This window comes from Microbacterium maritypicum MF109 (assembly GCF_000455825.1).
GTDB lineage: Bacteria > Actinomycetota > Actinomycetes > Actinomycetales > Microbacteriaceae > Microbacterium > Microbacterium maritypicum_A.
The window spans coordinates 17,587-36,644 of the sequence record NZ_ATAO01000068.1 but is presented as its reverse complement, the minus strand read 5'-3'; the positions used below and the strand labels follow the sequence as shown (position 1 = coordinate 36,644).

Genomic DNA, 19,058 nt, shown 5'->3' with positions numbered 1-19,058 from the left:
GTCGGACACTCCGCGCGTCCGTTCGTTCATGGCGACGCGACTCAGCGCGTCGTGCCGTGCACCTTCGGCAGGGCACCACCCGCAGCCGCGTTGCGGTCGGGTCGGAAGTTCGAGAAATCGGCTCCGGGAACGTTCTGCACGAGGTCGAGCTCATCCTCGATGAGCGCAGCCTCCCATTCCTCGGGACCGACCAGGGGAAGGCGAACGCGCGGGCTCGAGATGCGACCGAGTCCGTGCAGGATGTACTTGGCCGCAACGGTTCCGGGAACATGCGTCATCACCGCGCGGACGAGCGGTTCGAGGCGCTGGTGTTCGGCGGTCGCCGTGGCGAGGTCGCCGGCGTTCACCGCGTCGATTATCGTGCGGTACGGCGCCGCTGCGACGTTCGCCGTCACGCCGATGAGACCGGTCGCGCCGATCGCGAGGTGCGGCAGCACGTTCGCGTCATCGCCGGAGAAGTACATCAGATCGGTCTGGTTCAGCACGCGGCTCACCTCGGAGAAGTCGCCCTTGGCGTCTTTCACGGCGAGGATATTCGGGTGCTTCGCGAGACGCAGGATCGTCTCGTACTTGATCGGCACACCCGTGCGCCCGGGGATGTCGTAGAGGATCACCGGGAGATCGGTCGCGTCGGCGACCAGACGGAAGTGCGTGAGGATGCCGGCCTGCGTCGGCTTGTTGTAGTAGGGCGTGACGATCATGATGCCGTCGGCGCCGGCCTTCTCGCTGGCTTTGTAGAGCTCGATCGCGTGGGCGGTCTCGTTCGAGCCGCCGCCGGTGATGATCTTGGCGCGGCCTGCGGAGACGGACTTGCCGACCTCCACGAGCTTGAGCTTCTCGGGGTCCGTCAGGGTCGAGGTCTCACCTGTCGTTCCCGTCACGACGATGCCGTCCGCTCCCGCGGTGATCACGTCATCGATGTGCTTCTCGACGGCGGGCCAGTCGACTTCGCCGTCGGCCGTCATCGGAGTGACGAGCGCGACGAGAACCTGTCCGAATGGGTTGCCCGAGTGCGTCATAGACCCAGCGTATCGGTTCGGCTGCCGCTCATGCGGACGCGGTGACGCGCATGACGTCTCCGTTCTACGCTCGAAGCATGACATGGGTCACACGAGACACCGAGACGAAGTACGAGAACGCGTGGATCCGTGTGCGGGAGGACCAGGTCACGGGACCAGCGGGCGCGGACGGCATCTATGGTGTCGTCACCATGCAGCACCCGGCGGTCTTCATCGTCGCCGTGGACGAGGAAGACCGTGTGTGTCTCGTCACGATCGACCGCTACACCGTGGGGACGACCATCGAGGTCCCCGCTGGCGGCAGCGACGGGGAAGACCCCCTGCTCGCGGCGAGACGCGAGCTCCGGGAGGAGACCGGATTCGAAGCCGGTGAGTGGACGGCCCTGGGGGCCATGCACGCTCTGAACGGGATCGCTGAGGCACCCGAACACGTCTTCCTCGCACGCGATCTGCGCCCGGTCGCTGAGGACGACGACGCGAACGGGAGCGACGCCGCCGAGAGCCAGACCGAAGAAGGCATCCAGGCCGTCTCGTGGGTACCTTTCGCGCACGTGCTGCGCATGATCGCCGACGGCGACATCACCGATGGGGAGACCATCGCGGCGATCGCCAAGGCGGGGATCCTGCTCGGCAGGTTCCACTGACCGCTGCCGATCAGATGACCGCTGCCGGTCAGACGCGGCCTCGGCGCGCCACGCGGGAGGTGAGCGTGCTCGGGAGGAGGCGTGTCAGCGCCACGATCACCTTGTACCGGAGCGACGGCACCGAGACCGACCTGCCACGGGCGGCATCGCGCAGGCCGACGCGCACGACGTCCCGCGCGTTCAACCACATGATGCCGGGAACGCCCTCCTGGCCCGCCGCGAGCCCCATGCGTTCGTGGAAGGACGTGTGCGTGAACCCGGGGCACAGCGCCGTGACAGAGACGCCGTCGCGCGTGTACTCGGCATTCGCCCAGCGGCTGAATCCGATGAGCCAGGCCTTGCAGGCGGAGTACGTCGACCGGGAGATGACGCCGGCCACGGAAGCCACATTGATGATGCGACCGCCACGACCACGCATGGACTGCAGTGCCGCGTGCATGAGCCGCATCGACGCCTCCACATGTACACGGAGATGACGCACCTCATCGTCGATGTCGTTGTCGGCGAACTGCAGCGGAAGACCGAACCCGGCGTTGTTCACCAAGAGGTCGATGGGGTCCGCCGTGTCGCGCAGGCGCACGGCGACCTTCTCCACGCCGGCCTCATCCGCCAGGTCGGCGGGGATGATCTCGACCGCGACCCCGTATTCGCTCCGCAGTTCGGCGCCCAGCGTCTCCAGCGCGTCCTCTGATCTCGCCACCAGGACGAGGTCGGCACGTCGCCGCGCGAGCTGACGCGCGAACTCGGCGCCCAGTCCGGCGCTGGCTCCGGTGATCAGTGCGGTGGGCATCAGCGCTCGTATCCCAGGAAGCGGTACCGCACTCCCGTGCGCGACGTGAGCCACTCCCCCTCGTCGATGAGGCGCCACCCGGTCTTCGCCGGTGCGTAGGCGTCGCCGGCGACGTCGAGATCGAGCTCGGTGACCTCCAGCCGATCGGCGTCGCCGATCACCTGTCGGAAGATCTCCGCCCCACCGATGATCCAGACCCTGTCGAGTCCGCGAACGGCCTCGGCGACGGTGGATGCACGCCGCGCGCCCTCTTCGGACCAGTCCTGCTGCCGGGTCACCACGATGTTGTCCCGTCCGGAGAGCGGGCGGAATCGCTCGGGCAGCGAGTCCCAGGTCTTGCGCCCCATCACCACGGGAGCGCCGAGGGTGACCTCCTTGAAGTGCGCCAGGTCTTCGGGCACGTGCCAGGGCATGCCACCCTCGGCACCGATGACCCCTCCGTGCGCCTCGGCCCAGATCAACCCGACCCAGGTCATACCGCCACCGCCGCCCTGATCGGCGCGTGGTGCTGATAGTCCTCCACGAGGAAGTCCTCATAGCGGTAGTCGAGAATCGATTCGGGCTTCCGCGCGAAACGCAGCGTCGGGTAGGGGTAGGGCTCACGGCTGAGCTGCTCCCGCACCTGATCGACGTGATTGTCGTAGACGTGGCAGTCTCCGCCCGTCCAGACGAAGTCTCCGGGCTCGAGGCCCACCTGCTGGGCGATCATCATGGTCAGCAAGGCGTAGGAGGCGATGTTGAACGGCACACCGAGGAACATGTCGGCGCTGCGCTGATACAGCTGACACGAGAGCTTGCCGTCGGCGACGTAGAACTGGAACAGCGCGTGACAGGGCGCGAGCGCCATGTCCGGGATGTCGGCCGGGTTCCAGGCAGACACGATGAGCCGACGGGAGTCGGGCGAGCGTCGGATCTGCTCGATCACGTCGGAGAGCTGGTCGATGCTCCCCCCGTCCGGCGTCGGCCACGAACGCCACTGCACCCCGTAGACCGGGCCGAGGTCGCCGGATTCATCGGCCCACTCGTCCCAGATCGTGACCCCGTTCTCGCGGAGCCACCCGACGTTGGAATCACCCTGCAGGAACCAGAGGAGCTCGTACGCGATGGATTTGAAGTGCACGCGCTTGGTGGTGATGAGGGGGAAGCCCTTCGACAGATCGAAGCGGATCTGACGCCCGAAGACGCTCGTCGTCCCCGTCCCGGTGCGATCGGACTTATGCGTGCCGGTCTCCAGGACGTCGCGGAGCAGGTCTTCATAAGGAGTCGGGACGGCTGCGCTCATGACAGCCACGATACCGTCACGCTCGCCTCCTCGGGCGGAACCGCTTCCGCGCGTGGGCCCTCCGTCATCGTCGGAAACATCGACCCGATCCCGCTTCGACACGACATATCCTCGACCCATGTCGCCCGCGCTCGCCCTCGGTATCGCCGCAGCACTCCTCGTGCTCGCGACGGGCATCGGCGTCGTGCTGCGCCGGCGAGACGGACGACGGCGGGACGGCGGTGCTCTCCGCTTCGATCCGGCGGACGCGGTCACCTCGGAGCTCGGGTCCCGCGCGACTCTCGTGCAGTTCAGCACCGAGATGTGCGCGCGGTGCCCACAGGTGAGACGTCTGCTCGGTTCGTATGCCGACGACCACGACGGTCTCGCCCATGTGGAGGTCGATCTGACGCACCGGCCCGATCTCTCCGCGCGCTACAAGGTGCTCCAGACGCCCACGACCTTCGTGGTCGACGGTGCCGGTGCCGTCCGCGCCAGATTCCACGGAGTGCCGACCAGGCACGCCCTCACCGAAGCCCTCACCGCCGTCTGAGCCGGAAGACCGGAGCGCCCCATGAGCACCCCCACAGGCATCGACCCCCGAGGCCCCCGCTTCGCCGCCGCCATCACCGCGGTCCTGCTGCTGGTGGCGACGTTCCTGGCCCTGATCGGGATCTCGACTCTCCGGGCAGGAATCGCCTCGTTCGGTTGGTTCGCCTACCAGCCCCTCGCCGATGCCACATTCGTTCCGTCCGGGTGGGCGATCTCCTCGGCCCCGCTCCTGCAGCGCGCTCTCGACCCGGGGTTCCTCCTCACGGTCGTCATCGCTCTCCTGTTCCTCTGGGGATTGGTCTCTCCGCAGACGGCCCCCTGGGCCACGCTGTTCCGCTCAGCGATCCGCCCACGCCTCGCCGCTCCGACGGAGCTCGAAGACCCGCGGCCGCCGCGGTTCTCGCAGGGCGTCGGGCTCTTCGTCGTGGGTGTCGGCCTCGTCCTGCACCTCCTGGGTGTTCCGTGGGCGCTGCCGATCGCGACGTCCGCGGCATTCATCGCCGCATTCCTCAACGCCGCCTTCGCCTTCTGCCTGGGCTGCCAGCTCTACCTCCTGCTGCAGCGCGCGGGCGTCGTCGGTCGCGAAGCCACCCCCGCCTGACCGCGGTTCCGCGTCGGCAGGACGCTCGCTAGGCTGACCACGAGTCGACGCTGCGCCCGCAGCTCGAGAACCGGAGGAATCATGCCCGTCACCAGCGAAGCCGCCAGCACCTGGACCGGATCGCTCATGGAGGGATCCGGCACCGTCGCGTTCTCGTCGTCGAACCTCGGCACCTTCCCGATCAACTGGAAGGCCCGCAGCGAAGGCAGCGACACGACGACCACCCCGGAAGAGCTCATCGCCGCCGCGCACGCCTCCTGCTTCAGCATGGCGCTCTCGCACGCGCTCGCCGAGAACGGCACCCCGCCGGAGCGCGTGAACACGACGGCCTCGGTCACCTTCAAGCCCGGCGTCGGCATCACCGGCAGCCACCTCAACGTCAACGCGACGGTCCCGAACCTGACGCCCGAGGCATTCCAGGAGATCGCGAACGGCGCCAAGACCGGTTGCCCGGTGTCGCAGGCGCTCGCCGGAATCGAGATCACCCTCGAGGCCACGCTCGCCTGAGTGCGTCGTCAGGGTCGGCGCGGCGCGAGACGGATGGCCTCGCGAATGCTGGCCCTGGCGTCCTTGCGGCGGCCCGCCGCATCCTGCACCACGCCCAACCGGTAGCGCGCCCGCCAGTCCTCGCCTGCCGCATCCGCTTCGGCCGCGTACCGCGCGATGAGCGGATCCGCGTCAGCGCGGGCGATCCTGCCGCTGGGGGTCAGTTCGGTCTCAACCGGCGGCATCCCGCCTTCCGCATCGAGAAGTCGCCCAAGGCGGTCGGCACCGAATCCGAACATCATCTCGCGGATGAGCGCCCAGGCTCCGATCGGCGCCAGAACGAGGAGCGTGATCCCCATACCGATCGACACGGGTGTGCCGACCGAGATGAACATCACGGCGAGCCAGATCGCCACCGCCAGGTAGACCAGAAGCGCCGCGGCCATCAGCGCGACGCCGATGCGCGACATCACGACCGGATGCCGATGTCGATCATGTGCTCGAGACCCACGAACACACCGGTGGCCTGCACCGCGAACGGCACCGAGAGCCGGATGCCGGGGGCATAGGCGAGCGCCGAATCGATCGTGTCGTGCGTGAACGTGAGCGATTCGCCGGGACCGGAGAGGATGACCTCCTGTTTGGCGACGACACCGGGACGACGCAGCGAGTGGATCGGCACGCTGCCGACCTGCTGCCCGCGGGCGCGCTGGTCGGCGTGCGGTGCGCTGACCGGCCCCTGCTCGGCACGGGCGGCAGCGATCAGTTCCGCGGTGCGCACAGCGGTTCCACTCGGCGAGTCGATCTTGGTCTCACGATGGGCTTCGATGATCTCGGCCGAGCCGAAGAAGGGCGCAGCCGCGGCGGCCAGTGCCGAACCCAGAACGGATCCCAGCGAGAAGTTGGGGATGAACACCGCGCCGGTGCCCGCCGCCTCGACGAGAGGGCGCACTAGAGCGATGCGCTCAGCCGACCAGCCGGAGGTCGCGACCAGCACGTTGATGCCGCGCTCCACGGCGGCGCGCACGACGTCGATGCTGACCTGCGGCGTCGACGCGTCGACCACGAGGTCGGCGCCGTCGAGTTCGGACAGATCACTGGATGAGGTCAGCACCCGGCTCACCTCGAAGCCCTCGAGCTCGTCGATCACCGCACCGATGATCGTGCCGAGCTTCCCGGTTCCGCCGACGAGTGCTACCTGCGTGGTCATGCGTCCAGTCTATTTCGCGGGTGACGCCGTCCGGCCCGGGGCGCGCGGGGCCGGACGCACCATCTTGCGCCTGCGCAGGTGGCTCAGACCAGGAGCGCGTCGGGGATCCCGGTCCGCAGCTCCACCGGAAGGTGGCCGGTGTCGTTGTGCGTGAGCAGCGTCCATGGTCGCCCCTGCTTCTGCGCGATCACCGTCAGACCGCAGTGCGACTGGTTGAGGGTCATCCACCGCCACTCGGGGGCGGAGAGCACCTCCCGGACGAACCAAGAGATCACGAAGTTGTGGGTGATGAGCACCTCGTGCACATCGCCGGTCTTGCGCACCAGGAACTCGTTCACGGCATCCGACATCTGCGCCCGCCCCGCCTCGATCTCCGCCTCGGTGACGGATCCGAAGAACGGCTCGAACACCGAGGGAGTCTCCTCGGTCATCCCCGTGGGAACGCAATCGAAGAGCAGAGCGGTCGGCTCGGGGTCGACCGACGGAAGGCGCGCCGCGATCGCCCGCGCCGTCTCGTTCGCGCGCAGCAACGGTGAATGCCAGACGGCATCGAGAGGAAGCCCCGACAGACGGTCGGCGATCAGTTCCGCCTGACGCTGGCCTCTCGGAGAGAGGGGTCCGTCGGCGAGACCATGCTCGGCATCCTGATGTTCACCGTGTCTGACCAGATATATGTAGTGCGTCACAACTCGCTCGCTTCATCGCCAGCATCCGCCGGGCCTCCCTTCCACCCTATGTCACGGGTGAAGGGATACTCAGTTTCCCGCCCGGGTGAGCTCGGCGACCTGGCTGCGCGAAAGCGAGACGCCCGCTCCCTGCATGAGCTCATCGACGTGATCGCTGGCGAAGGCGTTGACGATCGGCGCGGCGACCGTGCGCTGGGCGAGCAACCAAGCCACGGACACCGCCGCGACCGGAGCGCTCACCTCGTCGGCGACCTGATCGAGAGCGCGCAGGATCTTGATGCCCCGGCGGTTGAGATGCCCTCGCAGCTGCTCGCCCCGCACGCCGCGCGAGGTGAGCGCCTTGCTGCGGTGGCGCCCGGAGAGAAAGCCGTGCTCGAGCGCGTGCGATGGCGTGACCGCGAGGTTCTGCGCACCCGCGACGAGCCGGAGATCACCCTCGAACGGCTGACGACGGACGAGGTTGTACGGCGCATCGATCACCTTGATGCGCGGGTAGCCGGCCGACGCAAGGATGCGCGCCTCGACGAGTCGCTCCGGCGCGAACCCGAACGCACCGAGCGCACCGATCTTTCCGGCCTCCATCAACCATTCGACGGTCGCCAACGTGTCTTCGAGGTTCGTGGTCGCATCGAGGGTGGCGTCGAGGTAGACGACATCGATGCGATCCACGTCGAGACGCGTCAGGGACCCCTCCACCGCGCGGACGAGATTGACCGAGCCCAGACCGGGGTTGTCGGCGTGGGCCCCGATGCGCACACTCACGATGCTGCGGTCGCGCTGGCCGCGTGAACGCAGCCACTGCCCGATGATGTGCTCGCTGCGACCCCCGGAGAAGCCGTCAGCCGTGTGGATCGCGTTTCCGCCGAACTCCACGTAGCGGTCGAGGATGCCGTGGCTGGTCTCGAGGTCGACGTTCCAGCCGAACTCCGCAGCTCCCAGCATCAACGGGAACGTCTCGTAGCCGGTCTCGCCGAGAGCGGTTCGGATCGTCTCCCCTATCCCTGGCCCGACGATCGGGATGGGCGCAGAGGGATGCTCGGCGATGCCCTGCTGGGCACGTTCCTCAGACGCTCCTGCGCCTACGCTGAACAACCGCATACTCTCTCACCCCCGCGTCGATCGGTGCGTGCCGACCTGCGTACCTGCTCGATCTGCACCCCCCGGTGCGTACTTCGAGGGTAAGCGAATTCAGCGAACGTCCTGACCAATCCGGGGAACGGCGCGGAAACGCCCGATAACGATTTGGTCACACCGTGACAGCGCAGAACCCGGGCCCCTCCCTGACGGAGAGACCCGGGTTCCGTTGGAACGCTGCGCTTACTCGGCTGCAGCGTCCTCGGCGGGTGCTGCGTCAGCGGCAGGAGCGTCGTCCAGGACGGGCTCGAGCGAGAGCTTGCCGCGGTCGTCGATCTTCGTGATCTTCACGAGGATCTTCTGGCCGACCGAGAGCACGTCGTCGACGTTCTCGACCCGCTTGCCACCGGCGAGCTTGCGCACCTCGGTGACGTGCAGGAGGCCATCCTTGCCCGGGAGCAGCGAGACGAACGCACCGAAGGTGGCGATCTTCACGACGGTGCCGAGGAACTGCTCCCCGACCTCCGGGTTCGTGGGGTTAGCGATCGCGTTGACCTGGGCGCGGGCGGCCTCGGCCGAGGGGCCGTCGGTCGCGCCGATGTAGACGGTGCCGTCCTCCTCGATGGAGATCTGCGCACCGGTCTCGTCCTGGATCGCGTTGATCGTCTTGCCCTTCGGGCCGATCAGCTCGCCGATCTTGTCGACCGGGATCTGCACGCTGATGACGCGAGGCGCGGTGGGCGCCATCTCGTCCGGAGCGTCGATCGCGGCGTTCAGGACGTTGAGGATCGTCAGACGAGCCTCACGGGCCTGGGTCAGCGCGCCGGCGAGCACAGACGACGGGATGCCGTCGAGCTTCGTGTCGAGCTGGATCGCCGTGACGAACTCGCTGGTACCGGCGACCTTGAAGTCCATGTCACCGAGAGCGTCTTCCGCACCCAGGATGTCGGTCAGAGCCGCGTAGCGGGTCTCGCCGTCGACCTCGTCGGAGACGAGGCCCATCGCGATGCCGGCGACGGGGGCGCGCAGCGGCACACCCGCGTTCAGCAGCGACAGGGTCGACGCGCAGACCGAGCCCATCGAGGTGGAGCCGTTGGAGCTCAGCGCCTCGGAGACCTGACGGATCGCGTACGGGAACTCCTCGCGGCTCGGCAGCACCGGCACGAGGGCGCGCTCGGCCAGGAAGCCGTGCCCGATCTCGCGACGCTTCGGCGAACCGACACGGCCGGTCTCACCGGTCGAGTAGGGCGGGAAGTTGTAGTGGTGCATGTAGCGCTTGCTCGTCACAGGCGACAGCGAGTCGATCTGCTGCTCCATCTTGAGCATGTTCAGCGTGGTGACACCGAGGATCTGGGTCTCGCCGCGCTGGAAGATCGCGGAGCCGTGCACGCGCGGGATGACCTGCACCTCGGCGTCGAGCGGACGAATGTCCGCCAGACCACGACCGTCGATGCGGGCGCCCTCGGTGAGGATGCGTCCGCGCACGATCTTCTTCGTGACGGACTTGTACGCGGCGGAGAACTCGAGCGGCGCCGCGGCCGGGAGCGAACCCGCCTCGGTGGCCTCGATCAGCTCTGCCTTGACGCGGTCCTTGATCGCATCGTCAGCGGTCTGACGCTCGACCTTGTCCGCGATCTGGTACACGTCGCTGAGTTCGGCGAATGCGCGCTCCGAGACGAAGCTGTAGACCTCGTCGCTGTACGCGGGGAAGACCGGGTACACGCCCGGCTCCTTCGAGGCGGTCGCTGCGAGTTCAGCCTGAGCCTTGACGAGCTGCGCGATGAAGGGCTTCGAGGCCTCGAGGCCCTGGGCCACGACATCCTCGTTCGGCTTGGTGGCGCCGGCCTTGATCAGGTTCCAGCTGTGCTCGGTGGCCTCGGCTTCGACCATCATGATGGCGACGTCTTCCGTGCCATCGGCCTTGGTCACGACGCGACCGGCGACGATCAGGTCGAACACGGCCTCCGAGACCTGCTCGGCGGTCGGGAACGCGACCCACTGGTCGGCGTGCTCGCCCTGGCCGGGGATGAACGCGAGACGCACACCGGCGACGGGACCCGAGAACGGCAGACCCGAGATCTGCGTCGACGCGGAAGCGGCGTTGATCGCGAGAGCGTCGTAGAACTCGCCCGGTGCGATCGACAGGACGGTGATGACGATCTGGACCTCGTTGCGCAGGCCGTCGACGAACGACGGACGCAGCGGGCGGTCGATCAGACGGCAGACCAGGATCGCCTCGGTGGAGGGGCGGCCCTCGCGACGGAAGAACGAACCGGGGATCTTGCCGGCAGCGTAGGAACGCTCCTCGACATCGACCGTCAGCGGGAAGAAGTCGAAGCCCTCGCGCGGGTGCTTGCCTGCGCTGGTGGCCGAGAGGAGCATGGTCTCGCCGTCGAGGTACGCGGCGACGGCGCCCTGAGCCTGCTGCGCGAGGCGGCCGGTCTCGAAGCGGATGGTGCGGGTGCCGAAGCGGCCGTTGTCGAGAACGGCCTCGGTGGCGGTGATTTCAGGACCTTCCAAGAGGTCTCTCCTTCTTTGTTTAGACTCGCGAATCCATGTGACGCGCGAGCGTGTTCAAAGGAGCGGAACAGAGGGGTTCGGGCGCGCGGGCACTCCCGCGAATCTCGCCTGCGCTGGCCACCAGTAGAAAGCCACCCGACATCCGCCGAGGAACCCACCACAGGGGACCAGCTTCTCCGCCGATCGCTCCATGAGTCGATATGAAATTATGCGGTTGACACACGTCAACCTCATCCACCCTACCAGCGCTGACCTCGAATCCTGCGTCTCGTCGCGCATCGCGGATCCGACATCTCGCGTCCACAGCCCGTTCACCGTGCGGACTCCGCGAAGCGACGGGCGTCCGCTGTGGTGGAGTCCATGCGCTTGTCAGTGATCGGCTGCGGCTACCTCGGTGCCGTGCACGCCGCCGCCATGGCCTCCGTCGGACACGACGTGATCGGCATCGACGTCGACGCGCAGAAGATCGCGGCCCTCGCGTCCGGCACCGCACCGTTCTTCGAGCCACGGCTGCCGGAGCTGCTGGCGGATGGCCTGCGCTCGGGGCGGCTCCGCTTCAGCGACCGGATGGCGGACGCCGCGGGTGCGGACGTGCACTTCCTCGCCGTCGGCACTCCGCAGATGCCGGGTGGGCATGCCGCGGATCTGCGTCACGTCGATGCGGCAGTCGACGGGCTGCTCCCCCATCTGCGCGTCGGTGACGTCGTCGCGGGCAAATCCACCGTGCCGGTCGGTACAGCCGTCGCGGTGGCCGGGCGCATCGCCGTCACGGGAGCGACGCTCGTGTGGAACCCCGAGTTCCTGCGCGAAGGCTGGGCCGTGCACGACACTCTGACCCCGGACCGCCTCGTGGTCGGCGCCGAGGCCGATGCGGCGGGTCAGCGCGCGGTCGGAGTCCTGCGAGAGGTGTACGCGCCGGCCCTCGACGCGGGGACGCCCTTCCTCGTCACGGATCTCGCGACGGCCGAGCTGGTCAAGGGCGCGGCGAACGCGTTCCTGGCCACCAAGATCTCGTTCATCAACGCGATGGCCGAGATCGCCGAGGCGTCCGGTGCCGATGTCGGCCTGCTCGCCGACGCGCTCGGGCATGACACCCGCATCGGCCGACGCTACCTCGGCGCGGGCATCGGCTTCGGCGGAGGGTGCCTTCCCAAGGACATCCGCGCGTTCGCCGCACGGGCCGAAGAGCTGGGACGCGGCGAAGCGGTCGGGTTCCTGCGCGAGGTCGACAGCATCAACCTCCGTCGCCGTGATCGGGCGGTGCAGCTCGTGGTCGACGCGCTGGGCGGGCTCGTGTTCGGCCGGCGGATCGCCGTGCTGGGCGCCGCCTTCAAACCGTTCAGCGACGACATCCGCGATTCACCGGCCCTGGACGTTGCCGTGCGACTGCGCGGGCTGGGCGCGGATGTCGTCGTGACCGACCCGGCTGCCGTCGACAACGCCGCGGCTGCGCACCCTCAGCTCGGCTACGCGCGTGACCGCGACGAGGCGCTGCGGGAGGCCGACGCCGTCGTCGTCGTCACCGAATGGGACGAGTACCGGCGCGACCTCTCGCCCGAGCACGCCGGCGCACTCGTGCGGGGACGGATCATCATCGACGGACGGAACTGTCTCGACTCCCTCTCCTGGCGTGCTGCCGGTTGGCAGTACCACGGCATGGGGCGGCGTTGAGGCACCCACGGCAGGGGCGGCACCGAACACTCCACCGGAGCACGAGGTCAGCGGACGAACGCCGTCCTCGCTGCGGACGAGCGACCGAGGTAGACGTAGTCGTCGTGCTTCGCGAGCCGCCCGTCGCCCGCCGCCCGCCCGTGCAGCCGACGCCAGACCCAGGGCAACGCGTGACGGCGCCACCATACCCCCGCGCCGATGGGCTCATGCTCGTGCATCGCGGCATCGAGCACTCCCAGTGTGTCCGCATCGGGCACTCCGAGTATCTCGCCGGCGCGATAGGCGAGGAAACGGTGCCCTCGACTGCTGAGGTGCACCAGGTCTTCGCCCCAGTTCGGGCGCTCGCCCAATGAGGGATGCAGGTCCGTGTCGATCAGGATCGCTCCGGTGCGAGCCGCGATACCGGTCAATGCGGTCGCGAAGGCGGAGAACCTCCTCGTGTAGAGCGATGCCGCGCGGCGCCCGGGAAGGAACGGCGTCACCAGAAGCACGTCGGCACCGATCCCCCGCAACTGTCGCACCGCCCCCTCGAGCTCCGCGGCGAGCGCTGTGACGTCGACACGGCGCTTCACGAGGTCGTTCGCCCCGATCAGGATCGACGCGAGGTCGGGGCGCAGTTCGAGTGCTCGCGTCAGTTGCTGGCCGGTGAGGTCGCGCACGCGCTTGGACCGGACCGCCAGGTTCGCGTAGTGCAGGCTTCCTCTGGCGGCGAGCAGCAGGGCGAGGCGGTCGGCCCACCCGCGGAGGGCACCGTCGGGTGCCGGGTCGCACAGTCCTTCCGTCAGGGAGTCGCCGAGAGCGACGTAGCGGTGCCATCGACGGGCGGTGACCGGCGCGGACGGTTCCGGTCGCACGACGCGGCGGGAGCGCGCCCCGGAATCGGCCCTCTGCAGCATCCGAGCCTCGTCGAAGTGGCCGAGGAGCTGATCGCACACGCTCTCCCAGCTGCGCTCCTGCACGGCTACGCGCCCCGCATCGCCGAACGCGCGTCGCTTGCGCGCATCTCCGGCGAGATCGGCCACGCGCATCCGCAGATCGTCGAGGTCGCCCGGCCGGTAGAGCCAACCATCGATTCCCATGCGTACGAGGTCGAGCGGGCCGCCACGCCCCGTGGCTACGACGGGTACGCCACTCGCGTGCGCTTCCTGCAGGGTCTGCCCGAAGGTCTCACTCTCGCCCGGGTGCACGAAGAGGTCGAACGACGCCATCGCCGCGGCCAACTCACCGCCGTCGAGGTGGCCGAGGAACAGGGCGTCGGGGAGCAGGCCCTGCAGCCGTGCCCTGCTGGGTCCGTCTCCGACGATCACCAGTCGCGTGCCCGGGATGTCGCGGAGCGCGGCGAGGTCTTCGACCTGCTTCTCAGGAGCGAGGCGTCCCACATAGCCGATCACGACGTCGGCGCCCCACTCGGAGCGGAGCGCATACTGGCGCCGCGCGGGCTGGAAGCGTTCGGCATCGACACCTCTCCCCCACCGCCGGACGCGATCGATGCCGAGCGCGGCGAGCTGCCCGGCCGAGTCAGCCGAAGGCGCCAGGGTCAGGGTCGCGCGCCTGTGTAAGCGGGCGATGTGAGTCTGGGCGATGCCGGTGGTCGCCGCGATCCGGTAGCGCTCGGTGTATGCGGCGACATCGGTCTGGTAAGCGGCGACGGCAGGCAGGTCGAGGCGTTCGGCTGCGAGCACCCCCCGCCATCCCAGAGCGAACGGGGAGGCGAGGTGCACGACATCGGGCTGGAAGCGCGCGAGTGAGGACGCGACCCGGCGAGCGCTCGACGTGCCCACCCGCACATGACGGTACCCCGGCAGCGCGAGGCTCGGAATCGCCTCGATGCGTGCCCCGCTCACCTCGGCGGGGACGCCGACCGCAGCGGGGGCGACGACATGTGCCTCATGCCCTCGCCGCTCGAGGTGCCGCAGGATCTGCAGCACCGAGCCGGTGACGCCGTTCATGTGCGGAAGGAAGGATTCTGTGACGATCGCTACTCTCACAGCACCAGGATGACGGGACTCGGGAGCTCCATGCGCCGGAGACGCTCCCCTGCACCAGATGTTCACCGGATGCTGGAGAACGGGTCACCGGCTATCCGGTCTTTGGTTCCCGTTCACCCGTCGCGGGCACAGTGGGCGACGTGCCGACGGATCTGCTGACCGCATCGCTCGCCAGCCCGTGGAGCCTGGCGGTGATGAGTCTGCTCGTCGTCGGCGATGCCTTCTTCGTCGTCGTGCCGGGTGAGGTCGCGGTGACGGCGCTCGGCGCCGTCGCCGTGACCACGGGTTCCCCGCCGCTCTGGGCCGTGGTCGTCTGCGCCGCCGTCGCCGCGGCCGTCGGAGACGCCTGCTGCTACCTCATCGGGCGTTCGGTGGGAACCGAGCGCTGGCGGTGGATGAGGATGCCCCGTGTGCAGCAGGCTCTGGTGTGGGCCCGACGCCGCTTGGACGGCGGGATGGCGACGGTGCTGTTCACCGCCCGGTTCGTGCCGTTCGCGCGCCTGGCGATCAACCTGGTCGCCGGAGCATCGCGCATCCATCCTCCCCGCTATCTCGCTCTCGTCGCCCTGGCCGCGACCGGGTGGGCGCTCTACCAGGCAGCGGTCGGTGCAGCCGTTGCGGCGATCCTTCCCGGCGGCCCCCTTGTCGCGGTGCCGGTGTCGATCGTGCTCGCGATCGGACTCGGAGCGGTGATCGACCTGTGCGTGCGCCGCACCAGAGGATGACCGGCCGGACCGGTTGCTCTAGGCTCGGGGCATGAGCACCGAAGAAGGCGCCTCCTCGTCCGAGGAGATGAAGCGCAAGTTCAAGGAAGCGCTCGAGAAGAAGAACGCGCACCACCGGCAGGGCGAGGCACACCTCGACGGCGACTCCGCCGTGCACAGTGCGAACGCCCCGCAGACCCGGCGCGAGTTCCGACGCAAGAGCGGTTGACCGCGCGGATGCGGGAGCCGGCTCGGCCGGCCTCCCGCATCCCTCACCCTCTCGTCGTGCGCGATCTCGCGTCAGGAGCGATCGGCGCGAAGCCTGGCCCGCTCCTCCTTCGCCGCCATCTCGGTGACCGCCGCCTCACGCAGCTCCTGCATGTCCGCCGCCTGCGGAGCGTCCGCGTGTCCGTGGGCGTCGACGCCGTCGAGCAGGGACTCGTCGAACGGCAGCTCGCCGCTGAGCACGCGCCGCACACGGTCGCGGTCGATCTGCTTCGTCCAGGTGCCGATCAGGAGCGTCGCCACCGCGTTGCCGGTGAAGTTCGTGAGCGCGCGGCCCTCGGACATGAACCGGTCGATGCCGACGATCACGCCGACACCGTCCACCAGATCGGGACGGTAGGCCTGGAGACCACCGGCGAGGGTGGCGAGACCGGCACCGGTGACACCCGCTGCCCCCTTGCTGGCGATGATCATGAACACCAGCAGGCCGATCTGCTCGCCGATCGTCATCGGCTGCCCCATACCGGTGGCGATGAACAGCGAGGCCATGGTCAGGTAGATGGCCGTGCCGTCGAGGTTGAACGAGTATCCGGTCGGTACGGTGATGCCGACGACAGGCTTGGAGACGCCGACGAACTCCATCTTCGCGATCAGTCGAGGCAGCGCTGACTCCGACGACGAGGTGCCGACGATGAGCAGGTACTCCCTGGCGAGGTACTTCATGAGGGAGAAGATGTTCACCCGCGTGACTGTCCACAGCAGCGCTCCGAGGATCACGACGATGAACAGGATGCAGGTGATGTAGAACGCGACCATCAGCGTTCCGAGGCTCCAGATGGCGGCGACACCGGTCTTGCCCACCACCGCGGCGATGGCGCCGAACGCTCCGAGAGGCGCAAGCCACAGGATCATGCCGAGGATGCGGAAGACCAGTTTCTGCAGCTGCTTGACAGCCTCCATGATCGGTGCACCGCGATCGCCGAGCCCCTGCAGGGCGAAGCCGACGAGCAACGCGATGAACAGCACCTGCAGCACGCTCTCCCCCGTGAAGGCCGAGAAGAACGTCGTCGGGATGATGCCGAGGATGAACTCCTGCGTGGTCTTGGCCTCGGTCTCGACCGCATCGTAGGTCGAGGAGGCCATGTCGAGACCGGCACCGGGGTGGATGATGTTGCCGACGACGAGGCCGATCGCGAGTGCGAAGGTCGACATGATCATGAAGTACAGCAGCGCCAGTCCGCCGATCTTGCCGACGGTGGCCGCCTTGGCGATCGATCCCACCCCGACGACGATCGTGCAGAAGATGATCGGCGCGATCATCATCTTGATCAGAGCGACGAACCCCTTGCCCAGCGGCTCGAACGCCTGGCCGACCTCCGGCCACACGAGACCGACGACGGCGCCGAGGACGACCGCCAGCAGCACGGACACATACAGCCAGGTGTGCCGGTCCCACGATTGCTTCCCTCGCCGCCAATTGAACTTCGGCAGTGAGAATCCTGTTGTGAGCGCCATCGCGTCCTCCTCGATCATCGACGTCTTCGTCTGGTGGGCGGCTGCGTCGCCGCCGATCAGATCTCACGGTCTCCGACTTCGCGCACGGAGGCGACTTGTGGTCGTATTGGTCACGGCACCGGAGCATCGACGATCGGAGGAAGCGATGGCGCACACCTCCCGCGCACGCAGCGCCGCATCCCGGGTCTTCGCGGTGCTGCTCGTCGCGGCCGTCGTGATCGGCGCTCTGGTGGCCGTCTACCTGGTGGTCGAGGCGCAGCGGTCGATCCGCGCCGAGGCCGAACGGGTGACGGCGGCCACCGCCGCCGCGTTCGCCTCCTCTCCCCTGGTGATCGACGGTCTGCGCGGGGATGATCCGGGCTCAGCGACCCCGGTGCTCGAGCCCTATTCGCTCGCGGTGATCGCCAGTGCAGGACTCGACTTCATCACGGTCATGACGCCGGACGGCACGCGGATCACGCACCCCGACACCGACCAGATCGGCGGTCACTACCTGGGAACGATCCCGTCGTCGCCCATTCCACTCACCGAGGAGTTCACCGGCACTCTCGGCCCTTCGGTGCGCACCATCGCGCCGGTGACGACGACGGACGGCGCGCTGATCGGCTGGGTCTCGGCCGGCGTGACGACAGAGTCGATCACCGACACCCTGATCCGCCGCCTGCCTCTCACCCTCGGCATCACGATCGGCCTCGTCGCCCTCGGTGCCGGCGGTGCCGTGATCGCCCGACGCGTGACCCGCCGCATCGCGGGCGATCTGCCACCCGGTCAGGTGCGCGACGCGGTCTCTTCCTACGAATCGATCCGCACTCTGGGCGAAGCCCTGCGCGCGCAGACCCACGAGCACGGGAATCGGATGCACGCCGCCGTCGCGCTGCTCGAACTCGGGCGCCGGGACGAGGCGATCGAGATCCTCACCGAGACTTCTCGACAGAGCCAGTCGCTCGTCGACCAGGTGACCGCACGACGACACGGGGATCCCGCCGTGGGTGCTCTCCTTCTCGGCAAAGCCTCCCAGGCCAAGGAACGCGGCATCGATTGGCGGGTGCGCATCGAACCCGACACACCTCGCACACCGCTGTCCCCGGTGGACGCCGTCTCGGTGCTCGGCAATCTCGTGGACAACGCCATGGATGCGGCCGCTGAGTCCGACGACCGCTGGGTTCAGGTCTCGCTCCGCCCGCACGGTGCCGGGATCATGCTCGAGGTCTCGGACAGCGGCCCCGGCATCCCGCCTTCCCTGCGGGAGCGGATCTTCGACCAGGGCTACTCCACGAAGCCCGCCGACGCGCAGGGTCGCGGCGTCGGCCTCGCGCTGGTCCGTTCCGTGGTCACCGGCGCCGGCGGTTCCGTGACCGTGAGTGACGATCCGACGACGTTCCGGGTCGTCCTCCCCGCAGCAGGGCCACGGAGGTCTCCGGCATGATCCGCACACTCATCGTCGATGACGATGCTCTGACCCTCGAACTGCATCGCGACTACATGGCCCGCCTCGACGGGTTCGTCGTCGCCGGCGAGTGCACGGGGGCCCGAGCCGCCATGAGGGCCGTGCTGGAGCGCCCCGATGCATTCGACCTGGTTCTGCTCGACATCACGATGCCGGACGGCTCCGGCATCGACGTGCTCCGCACACTTCGCGGGCGATCCGCGGCCGTGGATGTGATCGCCATCACCGGCGTCCGCGACGCTGACACCGTTCGACAGATGGCCGCACTCGGTGTCTCCCAGTATCTGATCAAGCCGTTCCCCTTCGCCGTGTTCCGCGAGCGGATGGAGCAGTACCGTGCGCACCGCGAACAGGCGCGGAGCACCGAGGGCGAAGCGACGCAGGCGGAAATCGACGCCCTGCTCGGGCGCTCCACCGCGACGATCCCCCTCCCCAAGGGGCTCTCGGCGGCCTCGCTCGACAGGGTCACCGCCGAGTTGCGCACCGACGGGCCGCTCTCGGCGAGCGAGGCGGCAGAGCGTCTCGGCATGTCGCGGGTCGCCGTGCGTCGCTACCTGGAGCACCTGGTCGCCGAAGGCGTGCTCACGCGGTCTGCGCGATACGGGACCCGCGGACGGCCGGAGACCGAGTACGACTGGAAGAGGCGACCCGGCCCGGGGACCTGA

At 68.5% G+C, this 19,058-nt stretch carries 20 protein-coding genes; 9 read left to right on the top strand and 11 right to left on the bottom strand.

The window, feature by feature from the left end; genetic code table 11:
- Positions 1 to 41 precede the first annotated feature (41 nt).
- Positions 42 to 1,019 (bottom strand): 4-hydroxy-tetrahydrodipicolinate synthase, encoded by a 978-nt coding sequence (gene dapA, locus L687_RS25525; RefSeq protein WP_021198631.1) that lies wholly within the window; start codon positions 1,017 to 1,019, stop codon positions 42 to 44.
- 77 nt (positions 1,020 to 1,096) lie between these two features.
- Here dapA and L687_RS25520 point away from each other — a divergent pair, with 77 nt between their 5' ends.
- Positions 1,097 to 1,663 carry an NUDIX domain-containing protein gene (locus L687_RS25520; protein ID WP_021198630.1) on the top strand — a complete coding sequence of 189 codons (567 nt, stop codon included), beginning with the start codon at positions 1,097 to 1,099 and terminating at the stop codon, positions 1,661 to 1,663.
- A gap of 28 nt (positions 1,664 to 1,691) precedes the next feature.
- On the opposite strand, the gene L687_RS25515 is transcribed toward L687_RS25520, so the two are convergent.
- The 3 genes from L687_RS25515 to L687_RS25505 are packed head-to-tail and all read right to left on the bottom strand — an operon-like array spanning position 1,692 to position 3,735.
- Entirely contained in the window at positions 1,692 to 2,453 is a 762-nt protein-coding gene (locus L687_RS25515; protein ID WP_021198629.1) for an SDR family NAD(P)-dependent oxidoreductase, read from the bottom strand.
- The gene (locus tag L687_RS25510) at positions 2,453 to 2,929 is read right to left on the bottom strand and encodes a dihydrofolate reductase (protein WP_021198628.1); all 477 of its coding nucleotides are present in this window, start codon (positions 2,927 to 2,929) and stop codon (positions 2,453 to 2,455) included. Before L687_RS25510 ends, L687_RS25515 begins: the two co-directional genes overlap by 1 nt.
- Entirely contained in the window at positions 2,926 to 3,735 is an 810-nt protein-coding gene (locus L687_RS25505) for a thymidylate synthase (protein WP_029259014.1), read from the bottom strand. The genes L687_RS25510 and L687_RS25505 overlap by 4 nt, the downstream gene beginning before the upstream one ends.
- Positions 3,736 to 3,853: 118 nt before the next feature.
- On the opposite strand from L687_RS25505, the gene L687_RS25500 reads away from it, so the two are divergent.
- The 3 genes from L687_RS25500 (at position 3,854) to L687_RS25490 (ending at position 5,374) form a co-directional block, all read left to right on the top strand.
- Positions 3,854 to 4,267: a thioredoxin family protein gene (locus L687_RS25500; RefSeq protein ID WP_021198626.1), complete on the top strand. Its 414-nt coding sequence runs from the start codon at positions 3,854 to 3,856 to the stop codon at positions 4,265 to 4,267.
- Positions 4,268 to 4,288: 21 nt separating this feature from the next.
- The gene (locus tag L687_RS25495) at positions 4,289 to 4,867 is read left to right on the top strand and encodes a DUF4395 family protein (protein ID WP_021198625.1); all 579 of its coding nucleotides are present in this window, start codon (positions 4,289 to 4,291) and stop codon (positions 4,865 to 4,867) included.
- A gap of 81 nt (positions 4,868 to 4,948) precedes the next feature.
- Positions 4,949 to 5,374 (top strand): OsmC family peroxiredoxin, encoded by a 426-nt coding sequence (locus L687_RS25490; protein ID WP_021198624.1) that lies wholly within the window; start codon positions 4,949 to 4,951, stop codon positions 5,372 to 5,374.
- Between the two features lie 8 nt (positions 5,375 to 5,382).
- Here L687_RS25490 and L687_RS25485 read toward each other — a convergent pair whose 3' ends face one another.
- The 5 genes from L687_RS25485 to L687_RS25465 all read right to left on the bottom strand — a co-directional run bounded on the left by L687_RS25485 (position 5,383) and on the right by L687_RS25465 (position 10,843).
- Positions 5,383 to 5,823, bottom strand: coding sequence for a hypothetical protein (locus L687_RS25485; RefSeq protein WP_021198623.1), 441 nt, complete (start codon positions 5,821 to 5,823; stop codon positions 5,383 to 5,385).
- Complete coding sequence (dapB, locus tag L687_RS25480) at positions 5,823 to 6,563, bottom strand: 4-hydroxy-tetrahydrodipicolinate reductase (RefSeq protein WP_021198622.1); 741 nt, start codon at positions 6,561 to 6,563, stop codon at positions 5,823 to 5,825. Before dapB ends, L687_RS25485 begins: the two co-directional genes overlap by 1 nt.
- Positions 6,564 to 6,646: 83 nt before the next feature.
- Positions 6,647 to 7,249, bottom strand: a complete 603-nt coding sequence (locus tag L687_RS25475) for a histidine phosphatase family protein (RefSeq protein WP_021198621.1) — start codon at positions 7,247 to 7,249, stop codon at positions 6,647 to 6,649.
- Between the two features lie 69 nt (positions 7,250 to 7,318).
- Positions 7,319 to 8,347: an aldo/keto reductase gene (locus L687_RS25470; protein WP_021198620.1), complete on the bottom strand. Its 1,029-nt coding sequence runs from the start codon at positions 8,345 to 8,347 to the stop codon at positions 7,319 to 7,321.
- Positions 8,348 to 8,566: 219 nt separating this feature from the next.
- A complete protein-coding gene (locus L687_RS25465) occupies positions 8,567 to 10,843 on the bottom strand; it encodes a polyribonucleotide nucleotidyltransferase (RefSeq protein WP_021198619.1) in 2,277 nt (758 codons plus the stop codon).
- 360 nt (positions 10,844 to 11,203) lie between these two features.
- Here L687_RS25465 and L687_RS25460 point away from each other — a divergent pair, with 360 nt between their 5' ends.
- Positions 11,204 to 12,514 carry a UDP-glucose dehydrogenase family protein gene (locus L687_RS25460; RefSeq protein ID WP_031206759.1) on the top strand — a complete coding sequence of 437 codons (1,311 nt, stop codon included), beginning with the start codon at positions 11,204 to 11,206 and terminating at the stop codon, positions 12,512 to 12,514.
- A 47-nt stretch (positions 12,515 to 12,561) separates the two neighbouring features.
- Here the strand turns inward: L687_RS25460 and L687_RS25455 are convergent, their stop codons facing one another.
- Positions 12,562 to 14,463, bottom strand: coding sequence for a GDSL-type esterase/lipase family protein (locus tag L687_RS25455; protein WP_021198617.1), 1,902 nt, complete (start codon positions 14,461 to 14,463; stop codon positions 12,562 to 12,564).
- 179 nt (positions 14,464 to 14,642) lie between these two features.
- On the opposite strand from L687_RS25455, the gene L687_RS25450 reads away from it, so the two are divergent.
- Positions 14,643 to 15,227 (top strand): DedA family protein, encoded by a 585-nt coding sequence (locus tag L687_RS25450; RefSeq protein WP_031206757.1) that lies wholly within the window; start codon positions 14,643 to 14,645, stop codon positions 15,225 to 15,227.
- A 31-nt stretch (positions 15,228 to 15,258) separates the two neighbouring features.
- On the top strand, positions 15,259 to 15,435 hold the full coding sequence (locus tag L687_RS42695; RefSeq protein WP_017830923.1) for a DUF5302 domain-containing protein: 177 nt from the start codon (positions 15,259 to 15,261) through the stop codon (positions 15,433 to 15,435).
- Positions 15,436 to 15,506: 71 nt separating this feature from the next.
- On the opposite strand, the gene L687_RS25445 is transcribed toward L687_RS42695, so the two are convergent.
- Entirely contained in the window at positions 15,507 to 16,946 is a 1,440-nt protein-coding gene (locus tag L687_RS25445) for a cation:dicarboxylate symporter family transporter (RefSeq protein ID WP_031206756.1), read from the bottom strand.
- A 145-nt stretch (positions 16,947 to 17,091) separates the two neighbouring features.
- Here L687_RS25445 and L687_RS25440 point away from each other — a divergent pair, with 145 nt between their 5' ends.
- Both L687_RS25440 and L687_RS25435 read left to right on the top strand, forming a co-directional pair.
- A complete protein-coding gene (locus L687_RS25440) occupies positions 17,092 to 18,372 on the top strand; it encodes a sensor histidine kinase (protein WP_021198614.1) in 1,281 nt (426 codons plus the stop codon).
- Complete coding sequence (locus L687_RS25435; RefSeq protein WP_021198613.1) at positions 18,369 to 19,058, top strand: response regulator; 690 nt, start codon at positions 18,369 to 18,371, stop codon at positions 19,056 to 19,058. Before L687_RS25440 ends, L687_RS25435 begins: the two co-directional genes overlap by 4 nt.

Bases quoted from the DNA above. Each gene is read 5' to 3' on its own strand.
- L687_RS25510 (WP_021198628.1), bottom strand. From the start codon at position 2,929: ATGACCTGGGTCGGGTTGATCTGGGCCGAGGCGCACGGAGGGGTCATC.
- L687_RS25455 (WP_021198617.1), bottom strand. From the start codon at position 14,463: ATGAACGGCGTCACCGGCTCGGTGCTGCAGATCCTGCGGCACCTCGAG.
- L687_RS25470 (WP_021198620.1), bottom strand. From the start codon at position 8,347: ATGCGGTTGTTCAGCGTAGGCGCAGGAGCGTCTGAGGAACGTGCCCAG.
- L687_RS25440 (WP_021198614.1), top strand. From the start codon at position 17,092: ATGGCGCACACCTCCCGCGCACGCAGCGCCGCATCCCGGGTCTTCGCG.
- L687_RS25435 (WP_021198613.1), top strand. From the start codon at position 18,369: ATGATCCGCACACTCATCGTCGATGACGATGCTCTGACCCTCGAACTG.
- L687_RS25490 (WP_021198624.1), top strand. From the start codon at position 4,949: ATGCCCGTCACCAGCGAAGCCGCCAGCACCTGGACCGGATCGCTCATG.
- L687_RS25520 (WP_021198630.1), top strand. From the start codon at position 1,097: ATGACATGGGTCACACGAGACACCGAGACGAAGTACGAGAACGCGTGG.
- L687_RS25500 (WP_021198626.1), top strand. From the start codon at position 3,854: ATGTCGCCCGCGCTCGCCCTCGGTATCGCCGCAGCACTCCTCGTGCTC.
- L687_RS25485 (WP_021198623.1), bottom strand. From the start codon at position 5,823: ATGTCGCGCATCGGCGTCGCGCTGATGGCCGCGGCGCTTCTGGTCTAC.
- L687_RS25460 (WP_031206759.1), top strand. From the start codon at position 11,204: ATGCGCTTGTCAGTGATCGGCTGCGGCTACCTCGGTGCCGTGCACGCC.
- dapA (WP_021198631.1), bottom strand. From the start codon at position 1,019: ATGACGCACTCGGGCAACCCATTCGGACAGGTTCTCGTCGCGCTCGTC.
- dapB (WP_021198622.1), bottom strand. From the start codon at position 6,563: ATGACCACGCAGGTAGCACTCGTCGGCGGAACCGGGAAGCTCGGCACG.
- L687_RS25495 (WP_021198625.1), top strand. From the start codon at position 4,289: ATGAGCACCCCCACAGGCATCGACCCCCGAGGCCCCCGCTTCGCCGCC.
- L687_RS42695 (WP_017830923.1), top strand. From the start codon at position 15,259: ATGAGCACCGAAGAAGGCGCCTCCTCGTCCGAGGAGATGAAGCGCAAG.
- L687_RS25515 (WP_021198629.1), bottom strand. From the start codon at position 2,453: ATGCCCACCGCACTGATCACCGGAGCCAGCGCCGGACTGGGCGCCGAG.
- L687_RS25445 (WP_031206756.1), bottom strand. From the start codon at position 16,946: ATGGCGCTCACAACAGGATTCTCACTGCCGAAGTTCAATTGGCGGCGA.
- L687_RS25505 (WP_029259014.1), bottom strand. From the start codon at position 3,735: ATGAGCGCAGCCGTCCCGACTCCTTATGAAGACCTGCTCCGCGACGTC.